21 protein-coding genes, 1 tRNA gene and 1 other RNA gene are annotated in these 18408 nt (G+C 58.6%); 9 read left to right on the top strand and 14 right to left on the bottom strand.

Features of this window, described 5'->3' with window-relative positions:
* The first annotated feature begins 85 nt into the window (after positions 1-85).
* From dnaG to rnpB, 5 genes are all read left to right on the top strand, one after another.
* Entirely contained in the window at positions 86-1858 is a 1773-nt protein-coding gene (dnaG, locus tag PLO63_09455; GenBank protein ID HOI74358.1) for a DNA primase, read from the top strand.
* Positions 1859-1880: 22 nt separating this feature from the next.
* Positions 1881-3665, top strand: a complete 1785-nt coding sequence (locus tag PLO63_09450; GenBank protein HOI74357.1) for a sigma-70 family RNA polymerase sigma factor — start codon at positions 1881-1883, stop codon at positions 3663-3665.
* 89 nt (positions 3666-3754) lie between these two features.
* Positions 3755-3830, top strand: a tRNA-Ile gene (locus tag PLO63_09445).
* Positions 3831-4030: 200 nt separating this feature from the next.
* The gene (locus tag PLO63_09440; protein HOI74356.1) at positions 4031-4774 is read left to right on the top strand and encodes a C4-type zinc ribbon domain-containing protein; all 744 of its coding nucleotides are present in this window, start codon (positions 4031-4033) and stop codon (positions 4772-4774) included.
* An 85-nt stretch (positions 4775-4859) separates the two neighbouring features.
* Positions 4860-5229: RNase P RNA component class A (rnpB, locus tag PLO63_09435), an RNA gene on the top strand.
* A gap of 9 nt (positions 5230-5238) precedes the next feature.
* Here the strand turns inward: rnpB and PLO63_09430 are convergent.
* From PLO63_09430 to PLO63_09365, 14 genes are all read right to left on the bottom strand, one after another.
* Positions 5239-5631 (bottom strand): YraN family protein, encoded by a 393-nt coding sequence (locus tag PLO63_09430; protein HOI74355.1) that lies wholly within the window; start codon positions 5629-5631, stop codon positions 5239-5241.
* Positions 5628-6254, bottom strand: coding sequence for a ribonuclease HII (locus PLO63_09425; protein ID HOI74354.1), 627 nt, complete (start codon positions 6252-6254; stop codon positions 5628-5630). Before PLO63_09425 ends, PLO63_09430 begins: the two co-directional genes overlap by 4 nt.
* A gap of 70 nt (positions 6255-6324) precedes the next feature.
* Positions 6325-6672, bottom strand: a complete 348-nt coding sequence (gene rplS / locus PLO63_09420; protein HOI74353.1) for a 50S ribosomal protein L19 — start codon at positions 6670-6672, stop codon at positions 6325-6327.
* A gap of 106 nt (positions 6673-6778) precedes the next feature.
* The gene (gene trmD / locus PLO63_09415; protein HOI74352.1) at positions 6779-7528 is read right to left on the bottom strand and encodes a tRNA (guanosine(37)-N1)-methyltransferase TrmD; all 750 of its coding nucleotides are present in this window, start codon (positions 7526-7528) and stop codon (positions 6779-6781) included.
* Between the two features lie 6 nt (positions 7529-7534).
* Positions 7535-8035, bottom strand: a complete 501-nt coding sequence (rimM, locus tag PLO63_09410) for a ribosome maturation factor RimM (protein ID HOI74351.1) — start codon at positions 8033-8035, stop codon at positions 7535-7537.
* A gap of 3 nt (positions 8036-8038) precedes the next feature.
* Positions 8039-8269 (bottom strand): KH domain-containing protein, encoded by a 231-nt coding sequence (locus PLO63_09405; GenBank protein HOI74350.1) that lies wholly within the window; start codon positions 8267-8269, stop codon positions 8039-8041.
* A 156-nt stretch (positions 8270-8425) separates the two neighbouring features.
* On the bottom strand, positions 8426-8677 hold the full coding sequence (rpsP, locus tag PLO63_09400; GenBank protein ID HOI74349.1) for a 30S ribosomal protein S16: 252 nt from the start codon (positions 8675-8677) through the stop codon (positions 8426-8428).
* Positions 8678-8747: 70 nt separating this feature from the next.
* Positions 8748-10088 (bottom strand): signal recognition particle protein, encoded by a 1341-nt coding sequence (gene ffh, locus PLO63_09395; protein ID HOI74348.1) that lies wholly within the window; start codon positions 10086-10088, stop codon positions 8748-8750.
* Positions 10089-10198: 110 nt separating this feature from the next.
* Positions 10199-11014, bottom strand: coding sequence for an SPOR domain-containing protein (locus tag PLO63_09390; protein HOI74347.1), 816 nt, complete (start codon positions 11012-11014; stop codon positions 10199-10201).
* A gap of 38 nt (positions 11015-11052) precedes the next feature.
* Positions 11053-12717, bottom strand: coding sequence for an arginine--tRNA ligase (gene argS, locus PLO63_09385; protein HOI74346.1), 1665 nt, complete (start codon positions 12715-12717; stop codon positions 11053-11055).
* A 149-nt stretch (positions 12718-12866) separates the two neighbouring features.
* Positions 12867-13037, bottom strand: a complete 171-nt coding sequence (locus PLO63_09380) for a hypothetical protein (GenBank protein HOI74345.1) — start codon at positions 13035-13037, stop codon at positions 12867-12869.
* A 128-nt stretch (positions 13038-13165) separates the two neighbouring features.
* Positions 13166-13936, bottom strand: coding sequence for a prepilin peptidase (locus PLO63_09375; protein ID HOI74344.1), 771 nt, complete (start codon positions 13934-13936; stop codon positions 13166-13168).
* A gap of 12 nt (positions 13937-13948) precedes the next feature.
* Complete coding sequence (locus tag PLO63_09370; protein ID HOI74343.1) at positions 13949-14428, bottom strand: dTDP-4-dehydrorhamnose 3,5-epimerase family protein; 480 nt, start codon at positions 14426-14428, stop codon at positions 13949-13951.
* 9 nt (positions 14429-14437) lie between these two features.
* The gene (locus tag PLO63_09365; protein HOI74342.1) at positions 14438-15169 is read right to left on the bottom strand and encodes a sugar phosphate nucleotidyltransferase; all 732 of its coding nucleotides are present in this window, start codon (positions 15167-15169) and stop codon (positions 14438-14440) included.
* A 145-nt stretch (positions 15170-15314) separates the two neighbouring features.
* Between PLO63_09365 and ribD the strand changes: the two genes are divergently transcribed.
* The 4 genes from ribD (at position 15315) to vorB (ending at position 18390) form a co-directional block, all read left to right on the top strand.
* Positions 15315-16466, top strand: a complete 1152-nt coding sequence (gene ribD / locus PLO63_09360; protein ID HOI74341.1) for a bifunctional diaminohydroxyphosphoribosylaminopyrimidine deaminase/5-amino-6-(5-phosphoribosylamino)uracil reductase RibD — start codon at positions 15315-15317, stop codon at positions 16464-16466.
* A 13-nt stretch (positions 16467-16479) separates the two neighbouring features.
* Positions 16480-16983, top strand: coding sequence for a UpxY family transcription antiterminator (locus PLO63_09355; protein ID HOI74340.1), 504 nt, complete (start codon positions 16480-16482; stop codon positions 16981-16983).
* 86 nt (positions 16984-17069) lie between these two features.
* Positions 17070-17285: a 4Fe-4S binding protein gene (locus tag PLO63_09350; GenBank protein ID HOI74339.1), complete on the top strand. Its 216-nt coding sequence runs from the start codon at positions 17070-17072 to the stop codon at positions 17283-17285.
* Positions 17278-18390 (top strand): 3-methyl-2-oxobutanoate dehydrogenase subunit VorB, encoded by a 1113-nt coding sequence (gene vorB / locus PLO63_09345; protein HOI74338.1) that lies wholly within the window; start codon positions 17278-17280, stop codon positions 18388-18390. Before PLO63_09350 ends, vorB begins: the two co-directional genes overlap by 8 nt.
* Positions 18391-18408 lie beyond the last annotated feature (18 nt).

The raw sequence follows: 18408 nt of genomic DNA, 5'->3' as shown, positions 1-18408 counted from the left end.
CCGGTGACGGACTGCACGAAGGAGAGGCTCCTGCCGAAGAGGATCGATCGGCAACAGGGATTCAAGCAAGGGGCGAAACATATCCATGGGCTTGATACCCGAAGAGAAAGTGGAGGAAATCAAAAGCCGCGCGGACATCGTGGAGGTCGTATCGGATTTTGTGACCCTGCGGAAGGCCGGTCGGAACTATGTGGGCCTGTGCCCTTTCCACCAGGAGAAAACCCCGTCCTTCACGGTCAATCCGGAAAAACAGATCTTTCATTGCTTCGGTTGCGGTGAGGGAGGAAACGCCGTCACCTTCCTGATGAAGGTGAACGCCATGACCTACCCGGAGGCCCTGCGGCACCTGGCGGGCAAGATGGGGATCCAGATCCCCCGAAAGCCTCCGCCCCCCGGGGAAAACCGGGGGTTGCGCAGCGCCATCCTGGACATGAACGAGAAGGCCGCCGCCTTCTTTACGGGCAACCTTCAAAGTCCGGGAGGGATGGATGCCCGCAAGTACCTTGAAAGAAGGGGGATCCGCGAGGAGACGCGGAAGGCCTTTCGCCTCGGCTTCGCAAGAAACGAGTGGACGGGTCTTCGCAAAGCTCTTGAGAGGGAGGGGGTCTCCCTGGATGTAGCGAAGCAGGCGGGACTGCTTCTATCCCGGGAAGACGGCGGTTCCTACGACCGCTTCCGGGGACGCGTCATGTTTCCGATCGAAGATGCCTCGGGCCGCGTGATCGCCTTCGGCGGCCGCATGATTGGCGACGGTGAGCCAAAGTATCTGAATTCACCGGAGACGGCCGTCTTCATCAAGGGGCGCAACCTGTTCGGGATCCGGCAGGCAAAGGAGACGATCCGACGCAAAAGTTGCGCTGTTCTCGTGGAAGGATACTTCGACGTCATCTCCCTTTGGAACGCCGGAGTACGGAACGCCCTTGCCTCTCTGGGTACGGCCCTGACATCGGATCAGGTTCACCTGCTCAAGCGCTATACAAGGGACGTTGCCGTGATATTCGATTCCGATCCGGCGGGCCGCAAGGCCCTGGACCGGAGCCTGGAATTGTTTCTGGCGGCCGACGTGGAGGCCCGGGCCGTGTTTCTGCCCGACGGAGCGGATCCGGACGACTTCGTCCGGGCTTCCGGGGCGGAGGCGCTGGAAGAACTGGTGCAGCGATCCCCGACGTTCATGGATTACTACCTGGAGACGCTGGCCGGCAGCGGAAGCACCGTCAGCGCAAGGACGGCGGCGGCACAGGGCGCCGTGGCCATGCTGGCCAAAGTGGATGATCCCATCAAGCGGAACCTGCTTTTGAAACGGGTGTCCGAAAAGACGGGCCTCGACCAGTCGGTGTTGAAAAGGCAGGTCGGAAAAACCGTGGGCACCCGGGAAACGACCGTATCCGGAGGGAATCCAAAGGACCCGCGACCTGAATCGGACCCGCTGGAGTTGAATCTGGTTCTGCTCATGATCGAGCATCCGTTCCGGATTCCCGACGTGATCGGATCGGGCGTTCTGGACCACTTTGCCGACGGAGCCTTGCATGCCTTTGCGGAGACCCTTTCCAACGCTTTCAGCAGAGACGGACGGATCGACGTGGCCACGCTGGCCATGGAAATCCCCGAGGAAGGGGTCCGACAGAACATATTGAAATCGCTCGTCCAGAAGCAGCCGCTGGATGAAACCCTGGTGGAACGGTTCCTCAGGGACAGCATCGGACAGATTCACCGGAAATGGTTCCGCAGGCAGCACGAACAGTTAAGGCAACGCCTGCTCGGCGCTCAGGAACGGCAAGACGGAGTCCTTTGTGAAGCCCTGCTCCGGGAGAAAGAGCGGCTGCTGAACATGGAAAGGAATCTGCGGAAGGGAATCTGACGGCTCGTTTCCCTCCAGTTTGATGATCCGTAAAAAAACAGGGAGAGAACATATGGCGAAAGACATTCAGTCCGATGAGTTCAAAAAGCTGATTTCCCTCGGCGAGGAGAAGGGTTTTCTCACATACGACGACGTGAACGATCTGTTGCCGTCGGATATCGTCTCCTCCGATCAGATCGATGACATCATTATGCTTTTTGGAGAAAAGAACATCGATATCATCGATACGGACAAGGGCGACAAGCTGATTGTCAAGAAGGCAGCCGAAGAAAACATCGAAACGAAGGAGGAAGACGTTCTCACCCTGATGCCGATCGCCGGGAAGACCGGTGACCCGGTAAAAATGTATCTTCGGGAGATGGGAATGGTGTCCCTGCTCAGCCGCGAGGGTGAGGTTGAGATCGCCAAGAAGATTGAGGCGGGCGACAAGGTCGTCATGGACTCGGTCTTCAGCGTGGACTGTTGCATCAAATATGTGGTCGAGCTGGGCGCAAAACTGAAACGGGACGAGATCCGCATCAAAAGCGTCATCGACAATCTGGAAGATGAGGACGGTTTCGTCGAGGAAGACCTACACAAACAGAGAGTCGTCAAGCTGATCGACCGGGTCGCCACCGTGGACCGGAAAAATGACCAGATTCACAAACGACTCAAGGAAAAGGGTCTCGAGGAGGAAATCCGCAAAGAACTCCGCGACGATCTGGAGAAGAACAGGAAGAACATCGTTCGCCTCTGCCGTAAGGTCCGGTTCAGCAAAAGGCAGACCCATTCCATGGTTGCCATGCTGAAGGAGTATATCGCCGGAGTGGAGGAGGCTGACTGGATGATCCGCCAGTGCAAGGAAAGAACGGGTCTTCCTGTCAAGGAAATGGAGAAGACCTGGTCCCGCCTGCGGCAATCCCCTAAGGAGGCCAAGGCCATCGCAAAGAGCCTGCGGATTTCGCAGGAGCGCCTCAGGGAGTGCGAGGAGCAGTACCGGGAAGCGGCCCGGAAGATCAAGGCCGTGACCCTGGCGACGGGCCTCCCGGCGGCTACGCTGAAGAAGGTTGTCTACCTGATCGAAACGGGAGAATTTGATGCGGAGATCGCCAAGCGGAAACTCGTTGAGGCGAATCTCCGGCTTGTGGTCAGCATTGCGAAGAAGTACACGAATCGGGGCCTTCAGTTTCTGGATCTGATCCAGGAAGGAAACATCGGCCTCATGAAGGCTGTGGACAAGTTCGAATACCAGCGGGGCTACAAGTTCTCCACATATGCCACCTGGTGGATCCGCCAGGCCATTACGAGGGCCATCGCGGACCAGGCCCGAACGATCCGGATCCCGGTGCATATGATCGAGACGATCAACAAGCTGATCCGCACCTCCCGGTACCTTGTGCAGGAACTGGGTCGGGAACCCACACCCGAGGAAATCGCCAACAAGATGGAGTACCCGCTGGAAAAGGTCCGCAAGGTATTGAAAATTGCCAAGGAGCCCATCTCCCTGGAGACTCCCATCGGAGAGGAGGAGGACAGCCATCTCGGTGACTTCATCGAGGACAAGAAGATCATGTCCCCTTCCGAGGCAACCATCAGCATGGACCTCGCGGAGCAGACAAGAAAAATCCTGGCGACCCTGACCCCGCGGGAAGAGAAGGTGCTCCGCATGCGGTTCGGCATCAGTGAGCGCATGGACTATACCGACGAGGAAACCCGAGAGCTTCTCGAATCCTCGCGGCGTGAGACACCGCGTCCGCTGCCGGCATCTACGGGGAAGAAAATGATCAACCCGCCCCGGAGACGAGTCCTCAAGCTTGTGACAAAATAGACCATTGACAGCGCCAACCATCGGGTATAGCAAACAGACGCGCCGTGGACGGATGGACCATACGTTCACGGACGCAGAGTAAATTGAGAGGGCCCATAGCTCAACTGGTAGAGCCACCGGCTCATAACCGGTCGGTCCCTGGTTCGATCCCAGGTGGGCCCACCATTCGTTTATTCAAGGCCATGAAGATACCAGAACACTCATCGGCGGTTTCAACCGCAAGCGGCAGGAAGGGGCGGACCAGTCGGTCGACAATCGCCGGCGGTGCAAGTTCCCGACAGGGAACCTCCGTCCCGCAAGAATAAATCAATGCACCGGCTCCGGTGCATTTTTTTTTGACTCTTTGTTTGAAAGGGGAATGATCCTTGAAAGAACTGCTTTCTCTCTTAAGAGATCTGCAGAAAGTCGATTCCGCAATCGAGAAGATTCAGGGTCGTAAGACCCAATTACCCAGCCTGCTGGAGGCGCTGGATGGGATATTCACGGCGTCCCAGACGGAGATGGTCGAACAGAAAGAAAGGCTTCAGGAAGCAACAAAAAAACACAGGGAAAAGGAAGAACTCCTTCGTAGAGGGCAGGATTCCCTGAAGAAAGCCAAGGCTCGCCAGTTTGAAGTCAAGACCAATAAGGAGTACGAGGCCATCCTGAAGGAAGTCGAGACCCTGGAAATGAGAAACAGCCAGATCGAGGACGAGATTCTCGAGGCGATGGAAGAAATGGACCGGGTACGCGGCCTCGTACAGAACATCGAGCGGGACTTCGATCAGGCCAGGTTGCGCTACGAGGGGGAGCGGAAAGAACGGACCGAGGAACTCGCCCTTGCCGATGAAGATCTGCGTGCGACCAGAGAAAAGAGCCAGGCATTGCGAGAAAAGGTCCCCCCTGACATCCTCAAAAGGTACGAAACGATCCGCAACGCCAGTGCCGGCGTAGCTGTCATCGGCGTCTGGAAGGAAGTCTGCCAGGGATGCCGGATGAATCTCCCTCCCCAACTCTACAACGAGATACAGAGAGAGGAAGAGATCCGGTTCTGTCCCAATTGCAACCGGATCCTCTACTGGGACGACCAGAGCAACGGGAATCATGACAAGAACAATCGGGGCTCTTGATTCCGCCTTCCTGATGGGATATTTTACGGAACAGGCTTATTCCGCATGTTGAAGCGGAGCAGGAAGGGATCTTTGAAAAGGTGCCGGAGCAGATCAGGTGGTCGCCGTTCCCCTGAGGGAACGGAGGAAAGTCCGAGCTCCACAGGGCAGGATGGTCGCTAACGGCGACTGGGGGCAACCCTAAGGAAAGTGCCACAGAAAATATACCGCCTGCATTGCAGGTAAGGGTGAAAAGGCGAGGTAAGAGCTCACCAGTTTCCCGGGTGACCGGGAAAGCTTGGTAAACCCCATCCGGAGCAAGACCGAATAGGAGAACGCTTGAGGACGGCCCGTCCGAGGTTCTCGGGTAGCGTCGCTTGAGGCGGCAGGCAACTGCCGTCCCAGATGAATGGCCACCACCGCCCGGCCGGCAACGGCCGTACGGAACAGAACTCGGCTTACGATCTGGTCCGGCACCCTCTTTTCTACCAGAGACCGTCAAAGGCATCCCGGAAAACCTCAATCCGGGTCCCCGAGACATCCATCTTGACCGATACGACGTCAAAACGGCACTTCTCGTTCACGAGTCCCTTCCAGTTCAGGTAATGAAGGGAAATCCTCGTCAGCCTCCGCTGTTTTTCCGGCCCCACGGACTCCTCCGGCTCCCCGAAGGCCCCGGAGCGCCGTGTTTTCACCTCCACGAAAACAAGAACATCGCCTTCCCTGGCGATGATATCCATCTCGCCGGCTGAACACCGATAATTTCTCTCGACGATCACATATCCGGCTTTTTTCAGATGAGCTGCCGCCAGTTCTTCCCCAATGGCGCCTCTTCGCGGAGTCGGCGCCTCTTTTTTCGTTTCCGACTGGCGCCTCATGAAAAGGGGAGAAGCTCCGAGGGAGAGGAAGAGGCCTTCCCCTTCAGGTGAAAGGATTTGCGGTGAATCTTGGAGGCCCCGTAAACCTGGATGGCGTTCCGGTGTTCCTCCGTTCCGTATCCCTTGTTCCGGAGAAAATTGTACTGCGGAAACTGGTGATGATAGATTTCCATGATCTTGTCGCGGGAGACCTTGGCCACAATGGAAGCCGCGGCAATGGACACGCTCAGGCGGTCTCCTCCGACGATGACCTTCTGATGAAAGTCCAGGGGAATTGCATTCCGGCCGTCGATCAGGAGGTAATCCGGCCGCCGGGACAGGCTGAGGACGGCATCCTTCATCGCGGCCAGCGTCGCCTGCAGGATGTTGATCCGGTCGATCACCTGCGCTTCGATCACTCCAATGCCGACCGCCAGAGCGTCCTGGTGGATCCGGTCATGGAGAGTTTCCCGGACCTGCGGGCGAAGCAGCTTGGAGTCTTTAATGTCGGGATTCCTGTATCCGGAAGGAAAAATGACGGCGGCGGCAACGACGGGTCCGCAAAGAGCCCCCCGACCGGCCTCGTCAACGCCGGCAATGGAGAAAAAACCCTCCTGAAGAGCCTTGCGTTCGAAATGATCCATCGCTCCCTTCGGCGGAGGTCCCCGTAAGAGACCCCGCCGCCGCGGGATGGAGTGCGCCTGTCCCGCTGTTTCAGATCCTGCTTGCGTCCTTGATCCGGGCCTTCTTCCCTCTCAGGCCCCTCAGGTAGTAGAGCCGGGACCGGCGGACCTTGCCGCGGCTGATCACCTCGATTCGGTCGATGACGGGGGAATGAAGCGGAAACGTTCGTTCGACTCCGATACCGTAGGAGATCTTCCGGACGGTGAAGCTGGAACGGTTGCTTCCACGCCTTTTCCGGATCACAACTCCTTCGAAGGCCTGAATTCGCTGTTTCTGGCCTTCCACGATCCGGACGTACACTTTCACCGTATCACCGGACTTGAACTCGGGGATGTCGCCCCGCATTTGTTCCTTTTCAATCATATCCAATACATTCATGGCTAAAACCTCCTTCTATCCCTTCAAGGCAATCCCTGTAATAAGCCTTTGGTCGACCTGTCTCTCTCTTGCTCTCTGCCCGCCGTCATGGAATCGAAAACCGGCGTTACAGACCTTCCCGCTCCTTCTCCAGGACCAGGCTCTGCAGCATTTCCCGGTCTTCGTCCCGCAGCGGTGCTGATTCAAGGAGGTCCCTGCGCCTCTGCCAGGTCCTCTTCAACGCTTCCCTTCTCCTCCAGTCTTCAATGGCCTTGTGATGGCCCGACAACAGAACGTCCGGGACTTTCCATTCCCGGAAATTCTCCGGTCTCGTATACTGCGGGTATTCTAGAAGCCCGTCGGAAAAGGAGTCGGCCTGGGGAGACGTGCTGTTTCCCAGAACACCGGGAACCAGGCGGGCAACGGCATCCACAAGGACCATGGCCGCCAGTTCCCCTCCCGTCAGGATATAGTCACCGATGGAGATCTCCCGGTCGACCAGATGCGTCCGGATGCGCTCGTCCACCCCCTCGTAATGCCCGCAGATCATGACCAGCCTGGACCACGAGGCCAGTTCCCGAACCAGTTCCTGCCGAAGCGGCTCTCCCTGGGGAGTGAGGAGCACGACGAGAGCCCCTTCCCGGTCCGGCACAACGGCTTCCAGCGCCCGAGCCACCGGCTCCACCTTCATGACCATCCCGCCGCCACCGCCATATGGATAGTCATCGGTCATCCGGTGTTTTCCCTCGGCGTAATCCCGGATGTCATGCAGGTGGATCTGGATTATCCCCTTATCCCTGGCCTTCCCGATGAGGCTGGCATCGAAGGGAGATTGAAACATCTCGGGGAAAATCGACAGGACATCGAAGCGGAGCATGGTGGATCAAAGTCCCTCGAGGATCCGGACGCTCATGAATCCTCTTTCCATGTCAATCTCCCGAATCACGTCTGCAATGGCCGGGAGCAGGATCTCCCTTTCACCCCCCCGGCAGACGTAAACATCGTTGCTGCCCGTGGGAAGGATCTCTTCGATGAATCCTAGAAATCGGCCTTCTTCCGATCGGACCTCCAGGCCGATGAGCTGCCACCAGTAATACTCACCCTCGGGCAGTTTCTCCAGGCGATCCGCCGGTATCCAGACGCTGCATCCCAGAAGGGAATCCGCCTGTTCAATCCGGGCAACTCCCTCCACGGCAAGCAAAAATGCCCGCTTGAGCGGGTCTATCGTCTTGATCCGGTACAGAACGGCCGATGCGTCATCCTTCCCGATATACACTTCACGGATGACTTCCAGTGTCCGCTTTCCCTCCAGGAAGGAGAGTACCTTCACGGCTCCCTGCAGCCCGTGACATTTGACGATGCGTCCTATTTCCAGCAGCTTCATGCATCATTCGATGATCTCTAGGACCGTTCTCTTGCGGATTTTCGTGGACGCGGCGCTCAATATGGCCCGCATTGCCTTGGCGGTTCGTCCCTGTTTTCCGATGACTTTCCCCAAGTCCTCCTTGGCCACTCTCAATTCGATCACCGAGGTTTGTTCGCCAACGATTTCATTCACTTCCACCTGATCAGGATGATCCACCAAAGCCTGCGCCATGTACTTGATGAGCTCCTTCATCGTTCCCACCTCCGTGATGTCTGCAAAGATTGAAGCGTCACGAATATCGATTCTCGCCGGCTGCCCATCGGCAGCCTGGGATCTCCTGCGTGCACGATCGATCGTGGGTCGGAAGCGCCCGAAACATGCCGTTGGTCCGGGGATAACGGGCAGCAACTATCCTTTCAGTGGGATTCCCTTTTTCTTCAGCAGCTGGGAAACGGTAAGCGTCGGTTTCGCTCCCTTGGAAAGCCAATCCCGGACGCGCTCATCCTTTACGGTTACTTCGGCCGGCTCTTTTTTCGGGTCGTAGTGACCGACGATCTCAATGAATCTCCCGTCTCTGGGAAATTCGGAATCGGCTACTACGATACGGTAGAAAGGCCTGCTCCGTGATCCCATGCGTGCCAGTCTTATCTTTGTCGCCATCCTATCTGCTTGTAACCTCCTCCGAAAATGGTTTTGCCAACGAAAAGGGTGATTGATTAACATATCTTTTTCAGAATGAAAAGGGAAAATTCCCCCTTCGGAGGGCCTTCATCCCGTCCTTGGAGGTCATCCGTTTCATCATTTTTCTCATCTCAATGTAATTTTTCAACAGCCGGTTCACGTCCTGTACGGAGGTCCCGCTTCCCCGGGCAATCCTTTTGCGCCTTGAGCCTTCGATGATAAGGTAGTTCGCCCTTTCCTGCCGGGTCATGGAATCGATGATGGCAGAGATCCGTACGAGTTCCTTTTCATCGGGCATGGTATCCTTCATCGCCTTCATTCGCCCCAGGCCAGGAATCATGCCCAGAATGTCCTGGAGCGATCCCATCTTTCGGATCTGAGACAACTGGTCGCGGAAATCTTCAAGGGTGAATTCATTCTTACGGATTTTCCGCTCCAGTTCAAGGGCCTTCTTCTGATCGACGACCGTCTGGGCCTTCTCCACCAGGGTCAGAATATCGCCCATCCCGAGGATCCGGGAAGCCATCCGCTCCGGGTGGAACGGCTCCAGCGCGTCCACCTTCTCCCCGACACCGACAAATTTGATCGGCTTTCCAATGACCGCGCGCAGCGAAAGGGCCGCACCGCCCCTTGCATCCCCGTCCATCTTCGTCATGATGACACCGTCGATGCCGAGGCTCTCGTTGAACTTTGCCGCCACGTTTACCGCTTCCTGACCGGTCATCGCATCGGCCACGAAAAGAATCTCCCCGGGTTGGACGGCCTCCTTGATGCGCCGCAGCTCGTCCATCATTTCCTCGTCGATGTGCAGTCGACCCGCGGTGTCGATGATCAGGACTTCATACCCTTTCGAACGGGCCTCATCGACGGCGTTCAGGCAGATTTTCACGGGATCCTTCATGTCATCCGCCCGGTGGAAACCGGCACCGATGGACCCAGTAAGGACCCGCAGCTGTTCGATGGCAGCGGGCCGATAGACGTCGGCGGAAACGAGGGATACCCGTTTCCCCTGAGCCGCCAGGAAACGGGCCAGTTTCACGGACGTTGTCGTCTTTCCGCACCCCTGGAGACCCACCATCATGACCGGCGTTGGGATCCTGTTCCCGAAGCGCATCGCGCTTCCCGTTGTGCCCATGAGCTCCACGAGGCGGTCGTGGACGATCTTGACGACCTGCTGCCCCGGTGACAGGCTTTCCAGAACGTGCTGGCCGACCGCGCGGGTGCGGACGTCCTCAACGAAATCGCGAACGACCCGGAAGTTTACATCCGCTTCGAGAAGAGCCATGCGGATCTCCCGCATGGCCTCCTGGATGTTCTCCTCCGTCAATACGCCGCGGCCCCTGAGCTTCTTGAAGATTCCTTCCAGCTTTTCCGTCAGATTTTCGAACATGATCGTCAGCCTTCGCTGCATGCTTTCGGCACTTTTGTTCCGGAATGCATGCGACACGGCACGCAACCGTCTCCGGACCTTCGCAGAGACAGCCCGTCACCCTGAAAAAATCAGATTTTGCGGATGATGCAGCTTGCTCCTTGGATCTTCTTCGCGATCCGATCAGCGGCCTTTTGCGCCGCCTCCCTGGACTCAAATCCACCGACGACGATACGGTACCAGCGCCCTTTCGCCGGCAGGTCAACAGCCAGAACGCGCGGCTTGAATCCGAGGGACCCCAGTTTTTTCGCCGTCTCGTCAGCCTTCGCTTTTTCCTTGTAGGAGGCGACCTGCAGGCTGAAGGATTCTTTCCCCTTCCCGGTCTCCTTCGCCGGTTCTGACGATTTTCCGGGAGTCACGCTCCCCGTCGTCGCCCCAGGGGCAGGTGCAGGCGGCGCAATCGCCTTTGCGGCCTTTTTCTCCGCAGCCGCATCCTTCGAACCCGCCGCTGCACGTTCCGTCGCACTCGTCGATGGGGCCGCCCCTTTCTGCGCTGCCGCAGCACCTGACGGTGGAGAGGGTACGGCAGCCGGCAAGGGCACCGGCGGCCGGCCGGCCGGCTGAGCCGCCTGGGCCGGTGGAGGAACCGCACCGGATGATGCCGCCTGCCCCACCGGGGTGATACCGGGTGACACTGCTGCAGCCTTCTCCCCTCCCATGGGCGGTGTCTCAACGGCTTTTGCCGGAGCCGTCGCCGTCGTTCCTACCTTTTCTGCCCCGGCCGGGGATGAGCGGCTGATCCGGATGGCCGGATTCTCCATATCCCGGCCCATCTGCAGTCCCACCCAGAAGGAGGCGAAGATGAGAACCGACATTCCCGCGGCAAAGAGCAGCAATCCGCGCTTTCCCAGCCGGAATTCGAATCGCTTTTCGTTCCTCGGGGGCATGCCGCCGTTCTCCTTGCCGCTGCGGGAAAAACCGGATGTTACATCGCTTCGGGCGCCGCCACACCGAGCAGGTTCAATCCGTTTTGGATCACCGTCTGGATACAGGCGACCAGGAAGAGACGCGCCCTGCTCAGGGACTCGTCCTCGGAAAGCACCTTGTTCCGGTTGTAGTAACTGTGAAACAACCCTGCGAGATCGTTCAGATAAAAGGTCAGGCGGTGCGGTTCCAGGGTCAGGGACGCCGCTTCCACGACCTCCGGATAGCGGACAATCGTCTTGATGAGGGCAATTTCCTCGTCCAGATTCAGGGCCGACGGATCCACCTCCCGGCGCACGGGCCTGACGACATTCCGTTCCACCGCGGTCCTGAAGATGCTACAGATCCGGGCATGGGCGTACTGGACGTAATAAACGGGGTTCTCGTTGGACTGGCGCTTCGCCACTTCCAGATCGAAATCAAGGTGGCTGTCGGAGCGGCGCATGAGGAAATTGTACCGGGCCGCGTCCTTCCCCACCTCGTCGACAACCTGCCTGAGCGTAACGAACTCGCCGGCCCGGGTGGACATGGCCACCGGTTTCCCGTCGCGGAGCAGGTTGACGAGTTGCACGAGGATCACCTGTAGTGCTTCGCGCTCGTGACCGATGGCCTGGACGCCAGCCATCATCCGTGGAATGTATCCGTGGTGATCGGCACCCCAGATGTCGATGACCGTATCGAACCCCCGGGCGAACTTGTTCCTGTGATAGGCGATGTCGGCGGCAAAATACGTCGGCTCGCCGTTCTGACGCACCACCACCCGGTCCTTCTCATCTCCATACGAGGTCGTCCGGAACCAAAGGGTGCCTTCCTCTTCGTAGATGAATCCCTTTTGCTTCAACTCCTCAAGAAGTCTTGCAACACCATCGTCCTTGTAGAGTTCCCGTTCGCTGAAATAGAGATCGAAAACCACGCCGAAGGCCTTCAGGTCGTCCTTGATCCCCTCCAGGATCACGCCACCGGCGTCGGAAGACAGGAGCGGCACGGACTCCTGTTCTCCCAAGGTCCGGTAGCGATCGCCGTCCCGGTCCAGGATCTCCCGGGCGAGTTCCGTGATGTAATCTCCCTGGTACCCGTTTTCCGGGAATATGACGTCCTCTCCCAGGAGTTGCAGGTATCGGTAATAAACGGAGCGCCCCAGGTTGTTCATCTGGTTGCCCGCATCGTTGATGTAGTACTCCCGGAAAACCGAGTGCCCGGTGGCGGCAAGGATGTTTGCGACGACGTCACCCACCACGGCACCGCGGGCATGCCCGATGTGCAGGGGCCCGGTCGGATTGGCACTGACGAATTCAACCTGCATTCTCCGGTTCCGTCCGAGGTCCGACATTCCGTACCGTTCACCCCTCTCCTCAACCTCCCCGAGCTTCTGGTACCATTGGACCGGCGCAACGAAAAAGTTGATGAAACCGGGACCGGCGATTTCCATCTTCTGAATGACACCCCCGGAATCGCCGAGCTTCGCCACGAGGATCTCCGCGATCTGGCGCGGCTTTCTCTTCAGGCGGGAGGCCAGGACCATGGCCGCGTTGGAGGCATAGTCACCGTGGACGGGGTCTTTCGTCCAGTCCACTTCAAGGACGGGAACGTCACACGACGGCAGGAGCCCTTCCCGGAAAGAGGCCGTCAGGGCCTCGGAGAGCATGTTTTGCAGCGTTCGTTTCATACCGGTTTTTAAATAATATCCCCTTCAGGACAGCAAAAAGGCTGGCACGGGGCCAACCTTTTCAAAACTGCTGGTTCAGAAACTCACCATTGGGATCCGCATCGAGAAATCCAATGCTTTCAGGCCCGGATCCCGCCGGGGGTCCGTTCCTATCCGTCGAATTTCTTCTTCGCCGTTTCGATATCCTGGTCCTTGATCGCCAGATCCCTCGTGTAATCGGGACAATGCACGTTCCCCGAGGAATCCGTCGAGACGCTGAACCGCTTCTGGCAGGTGCCTCGCCACGCACAGATCGCACAGTATTTTTTATCCGTTCCCATTGAGATCCCCCTTTTCAGCCTTCGATCAACTTCGCGTCCGGAAATCAACCCGCAACAGGCGCCGATTCCTTACCGCTCGGGCGATACATCTATCCGCACCACCCGATGAAGTCAAGCCTTTTTGAGCCTTACGCGCGCGTCAGGAGCCAGCGCAGAAAAGGCTCCCCGGCAAAAAGATAACCCAGGGCCCCAAGGCAGAGGAAAGGGCCGAACGGGATGGGAGTCTCCCGGCCCTTCTTTTTCAGCAGGATGTATCCTACCCCGGCCAGCGCTCCGGTGAAGGAACTCGCCAGAATAATGAAGAGCAATGATTTCCAGCCGAAAAAAGCGCCCAGCATGGCCAGCAGGTTGACGTCTCCGCCGCCCATGCCCTCTTTTCCCGTAATGGCCTCAAAGTACACCGCCACGAAATAGAGGGTGCCCGCTCCGATCATGATCCCCAGAAACGAATCCACCACCGGGACCCGCATGATGAAGACGGCCGCCAGGAGACAGAGCGGAATCCCGGGCAGGGTGATCGCATGGGGGATGATCTGGTGGTCCAGGTCGATGAAGGTGATGACGATGAGGGCACAGACAAACACGAAGGCAGCCAGAAAGGGGAGGCCGAGGCCGAACATGTTGAAAAGCAGCCACCCCAGCAGGGCCGTCAACGCCTCCACCAGGGGATACCGGAAGGAGATGGGCTCTCCGCAGTCCCGGCATTTCCCCCTCAAAATCAGCCAGCTGATGATCGGGATGTTATCGTAGATGCGAATCGGGTGCCCGCACCGGGGGCACCGCGACGCGGGCTTCACGATGGACTGTCCTTCGACGGGCATCCGGGCGATGCAGACGTTGAGAAAGCTGCCGATGCAGGCTGCCGCGACCGTGATGAAGATGTCCATGAATACGGCCATGGTCGCCTTTCGCTATCCGTCCTTCCGGTCCCAGCTGTACGGAATGTCGTTGTTATGGGGATCGGCCCGGTATTCATCCGGGTCGTCGTAGCGGTACACCCGGTCGGGCACGTTCACCACGATCGCTTCCTCCCCGGAGATGCACTTGAAGCCGTGGTAGACGTAAGGTGGAATGTGGACCAGGATGGGGTTGTGCTCCCCGGCAAAGAACTGATTCACTTCCCCGCAGGTCGGGGAATCCTTTCGGGAATCGTAGAGAACGATCTTCATCATCCCTCGGACGACGGCCATGTTGTCCGACTGCTCCTTGTGATAATGCCAGCCTTTGACAACCCCGGGATAGGCGGTGGTCATGTAGACCTGTCCGAAGGTCCGGAACATATCGTCGTCCGCACGGAGGATCTCCATGAGCCGTCCCCGCTCGTCGGGGATCACCTTGAGCTTCTTGATCTTGACGCCGTCGATCATGACGCCTCTCCATTCACTTTCCATCCCACCCCTTCACGCAAGGCGGTTCGCCCCCGTCTTGGCCACCATATTGGAGGCATAGAGAAGGGATTCGAAGGTACCCGCATCGGACCACCAGCCGTCCAGGATGTTCCACTCCATCTTTCCTTCCCGGATGTAGAAGTTGTTCACGTCGGTGATCTCCAGCTCCCCCCGCTGGGAAGGCTTCAGGGTCTTGATGAAATCAAACACGCGGCGGTCGTACATATAAATGCCGATGACGGCATACGAAGAAGCCGGATTCGCCGGCTTCTCTTCCACTCGGACGATGCGGTCCCCTTCGAACACGGGAACCCCGAACCGCTGGGGATCGGAAACTTCCTTGAGCAGGATCCGGGCACCTTCCTTCTGCTCCCGGAAGGCCTGTACGGCCTGGTGGATGTTTTTCTCAATGACGTTGTCGCCCAGGATGACGATGATGCGGTCATCATCGGCAAAGTACTCCGCCAGGCTCAGGGCGGCGGCAATGCCCCCTTCTCCTTCCTGGTAGGTATAGTTGATGTGCCTGAGTCCGAAGTCCTTGCCGTTGCCCAGCAGCCTGAGAAAATCGCCTGAATTCCCGCCGCCTGTCACGATCAGGATCTCGTCGATGCCCGCATTGACGAGGGTCTTGATGGGATAATAAATCATCGGTTCGTTATAGACGGGCAGGAGATGCTTGTTGGTCACCTTGGTCAGGGGAAACATCCGGGTCCCCAGCCCTCCCGCCAGGACAATCCCTTTCATGCAGAGTCTCCTTTCATTACACCGGTTCTTTCAATGGCGCGGGATGTATACCATAAATCCCCCGGATGCCCAACAAAAAGCATTTTTCCTTCCAGGCCGCGCGTGATATAGGTCGGCGACCGCGGCAGCGAAGGAGAAGATCCGGATGAACAGCGACGAACGTTATATGCAGAGAGCCCTTTCCCTTGCAGGGAGAGGCGAATGCCGGGTCACTCCAAATCCGATGGTGGGCGCCGTCATCGTCCGGGGCGGCCGGATCATCGGAGAAGGGTACCACCGATGCTGCGGCAGAGAACATGCGGAGATCAACGCTCTTCAAGCGGCCTCGGAGCCTGTCGAGGGGGCGACCGTCTATGTCACGCTGGAACCATGCAGTCATTACGGCCGGACCCCACCGTGCGTTGAAGCTCTGACAAAACACAAACCGGCCCGCGTCGTCATCGGCACGAAGGATCCGAATCCCCTTGTTGCAGGCGCCGGAATCGCCGCCCTGGAGCGGGCCGGCATCCGGACAACCGTGGGTGTCCTGGAATCCCGATGCCGCGCGCTGAACGAGCGCTTCTTCAAGTATATGGAAACGGGGCAACCCTTCGTCACGCTGAAATTCGCCCAGACGCTGGACGGCCGGATCGCCACCTGTACCGGCCATTCGCGCTGGATCAGCTCTCCCCCCTCCCTCGCATTCGCCCATCGCCTGCGCAGCGTCCACGATGCGATTCTCGTCGGAGCCGGAACCGTCCTGGCGGACGATCCGGAACTGACAGTCCGCCTGGTGAGGGGACGCAACCCTCTCCGGATCGTTGTCGACGGCTCCCTGCGTATTCCCTCTGAGGCCCGGATTCTTCAGGATCTGAGCACCGCAGGGACCCTCGTCGCCGTTACCGAACGTGCCTCCCGACGGAAGATCGATCAGATCAGGCGGAAGGGCGCTGATGTTTTGCAGGTTTCAAAAGATGCGGCGGGCCATGTCGATCTGTACAATCTCTTTATGGCTCTGGGACGCAAGGGAATCACGTCGGTGCTCGTGGAGGGCGGAGCGGGGGTGATCACGTCGGTCCTTCGGGAACGCTTGGCAGACCGGATTGTCGTCGTGGTCGCTCCGAAGATCGTAGGCAGGGGGATCGAAGCGGTGGGAGACCTGGGCATTAAAAAGATGGAGGATTCCCTCGGGCTCACCTGGCGAAGGATCTTCCGGCGGGGAGACGACATGATCTTCGACGGCCGCCTCCGGGACCGTCCGATGCCGCCGAGAACTCCGGACGTTCTCTCCGGCAATTCTGAAAACTTACAAAAATAAGGACTCCCAGGACATGCCCTGGTATGCCATCCATACCAAAAGCCGGCACGAAGACAAGGTCCTCCTGGGGCTGACCCAGAAGGCAATCCACGCCTTTCTGCCGAAAATGGAGGTATGGAGCAAACGCAAAGACCGGCGGAAAAAGATCCATATCCCCATGTTTTCGGGATACATCTTTGCCGAAACAGCCGAGATGGACAACCAGACCCGCCTCGACATCCTCAAGACGGCCGGCGTCGTGCGCATCCTCGGCCGGCCGAACGGCCAGGATCCGATCCCCGTTCCAGACGACAAGATCGACGCCATCCAGCGCCTGGTTACCTCCCGCGTGGAAATCCGGCAGATCCAGTACCCGAAGGTGGGAGAGCGGGCCTGCATTGTCGACGGCCCTTTCCTAGGCATCGAGGGCGTCGTCCTGAAGGCCGACTACCAGCAGGAGATGTTCGTGGTTTCCATTGAGCTCCTTCAGCGTTCCGTGGCAATCCGGCTGGAGGGCTTCCAGGTGGCAAGGATCTGATCCGAAGTTTCGCCTTGACTTTCGGGCCGGTTTTTGAATAAAGGCCCTCCTGTTTTGTACCTATTCTCCCCCCTACAGGAGACGGAATGGCACCGAAGGGAAAGATCGTCATTGACCGGAACCTGTGCAAGGAATGCCACCTCTGCATCCAGGCCTGCAAGCAGGGAAACATACATCCGGGCAAGGAATTCAACCAGAAAGGGTACCGCCCCGTGGAGGCGGTGGAGGACGGTAAATGCACCGGCTGCGCCCTGTGCGGCGTGATCTGTCCGGAGGTGGCCATCGAGGTGTACCGTGAATAAGGTCCTGATGCAGGGAAACTGCGTGATCGGCGAGGCCGCCATCCGTGCGGGCTGCTGCTTCTATGCCGGTTATCCCATCACCCCCCAGAACGAGTTGACGGAGTACATGGCGGAGAACCTCCGCAAGGCGGATGGCGGTGTTTTCATCCAGTCGGAGAGCGAGATCGCCGCGATCAACATGATCGCCGGAGCCAGCGCCGCCGGAGCCCGGGCGATGACATCGTCCTCCAGCCCTGGCATATCCCTCAAGCAGGAAGGCATCTCCTCCATGGCCGCCTGCGAACTTCCCGGCGTGATCGTCAACATGATGCGCGGCGGCCCCGGTCTGGGGAACATCCGACCCTCCCAGGGTGACTATTTCCAGGCCACCCGCGGGGGCGGTCATGGCGACTACCGGACGATCGTCCTGGCACCCGCCACGGGCCAGGAATTGGCGGACCTGACCATGGACGCCTTCGACCTGGCGGACAAGTACCGGACGCCGGTCATGATCCTCGCCGACGGAATGATGGGCCAGATGATGGAGCCCGTGGTGTTCCGGAAACCCAAGCCCCGGCAGTACCCGGATTGCTATGTCCTGAAGGGGGCGGGCGACGGAAAGAGCAAGTTCATCCGTGGACTCATTCTGGACGCCATCGAGATGGAGGAGCACAACTGGAAGCTGGCCCGGAAATACAACCTGATCAGCCGACAGGAGACCCGCTGTGAAATCCACGAGGCGAAGGACGCGGAGATGATGATCGTCGCCTATGGAACCGCCGCCCGGGTCGCCAAGGGCGCCATCCGTCGCCTCCGCGGCATGGACCTGAAGGTGGGGCTGTTCCGCCCCATCAGCCTGTGGCCTTTTCCCACCCGCGAACTCCGGGAGCTGTCGGAGCATATCAAGCACTTCATCGTCTTCGAGATGAGCACGGGACAGATGCTGGACGACGTCCGCCTTGCCCTCCAGGGATTCGCCAACATCGATTTCTTCGGTCGTCCCGGCGGTGTCGTCCCGACTCCGGCGGAACTGTCCAACGTCGTATCCCGCCGGTATCCGCAGAAGGATGCCTACGTGGATCGCTTCCTCCGATTCAAGGTTGTGGAAGGTCCGTTCGGACCATAATCCCGGACCAGCCTGTCA

This window comes from Syntrophales bacterium (assembly GCA_035363115.1).
Taxonomy (GTDB): Bacteria; Desulfobacterota; Syntrophia; order Syntrophales; family PHBD01; genus PHBD01.
This window is presented reverse-complemented; position numbering and strand designations above follow the sequence as displayed.

Bases quoted from the DNA above. Each gene is read 5' to 3' on its own strand.
- PLO63_09405 (HOI74350.1), bottom strand. From the start codon at position 8,269: ATGAAGGAGCTCATCAAGTACATGGCGCAGGCTTTGGTGGATCATCCT.
- PLO63_09450 (HOI74357.1), top strand. From the start codon at position 1,881: ATGATCCGTAAAAAAACAGGGAGAGAACATATGGCGAAAGACATTCAG.
- PLO63_09370 (HOI74343.1), bottom strand. From the start codon at position 14,428: ATGGAAAGTGAATGGAGAGGCGTCATGATCGACGGCGTCAAGATCAAG.
- dnaG (HOI74358.1), top strand. From the start codon at position 86: ATGGGCTTGATACCCGAAGAGAAAGTGGAGGAAATCAAAAGCCGCGCG.
- PLO63_09365 (HOI74342.1), bottom strand. From the start codon at position 15,169: ATGAAAGGGATTGTCCTGGCGGGAGGGCTGGGGACCCGGATGTTTCCC.
- PLO63_09350 (HOI74339.1), top strand. From the start codon at position 17,070: ATGGCACCGAAGGGAAAGATCGTCATTGACCGGAACCTGTGCAAGGAA.
- ffh (HOI74348.1), bottom strand. From the start codon at position 10,088: ATGTTCGAAAATCTGACGGAAAAGCTGGAAGGAATCTTCAAGAAGCTC.
- rimM (HOI74351.1), bottom strand. From the start codon at position 8,035: ATGAAGCTGCTGGAAATAGGACGCATCGTCAAATGTCACGGGCTGCAG.
- PLO63_09355 (HOI74340.1), top strand. From the start codon at position 16,480: ATGCCCTGGTATGCCATCCATACCAAAAGCCGGCACGAAGACAAGGTC.
- PLO63_09430 (HOI74355.1), bottom strand. From the start codon at position 5,631: ATGAGGCGCCAGTCGGAAACGAAAAAAGAGGCGCCGACTCCGCGAAGA.
- rplS (HOI74353.1), bottom strand. From the start codon at position 6,672: ATGAATGTATTGGATATGATTGAAAAGGAACAAATGCGGGGCGACATC.
- PLO63_09375 (HOI74344.1), bottom strand. From the start codon at position 13,936: ATGGCCGTATTCATGGACATCTTCATCACGGTCGCGGCAGCCTGCATC.
- PLO63_09390 (HOI74347.1), bottom strand. From the start codon at position 11,014: ATGCCCCCGAGGAACGAAAAGCGATTCGAATTCCGGCTGGGAAAGCGC.
- argS (HOI74346.1), bottom strand. From the start codon at position 12,717: ATGAAACGAACGCTGCAAAACATGCTCTCCGAGGCCCTGACGGCCTCT.
- ribD (HOI74341.1), top strand. From the start codon at position 15,315: ATGAACAGCGACGAACGTTATATGCAGAGAGCCCTTTCCCTTGCAGGG.
- rpsP (HOI74349.1), bottom strand. From the start codon at position 8,677: ATGGCGACAAAGATAAGACTGGCACGCATGGGATCACGGAGCAGGCCT.
- PLO63_09425 (HOI74354.1), bottom strand. From the start codon at position 6,254: ATGGATCATTTCGAACGCAAGGCTCTTCAGGAGGGTTTTTTCTCCATT.
- trmD (HOI74352.1), bottom strand. From the start codon at position 7,528: ATGCTCCGCTTCGATGTCCTGTCGATTTTCCCCGAGATGTTTCAATCT.
- PLO63_09380 (HOI74345.1), bottom strand. From the start codon at position 13,037: ATGGGAACGGATAAAAAATACTGTGCGATCTGTGCGTGGCGAGGCACC.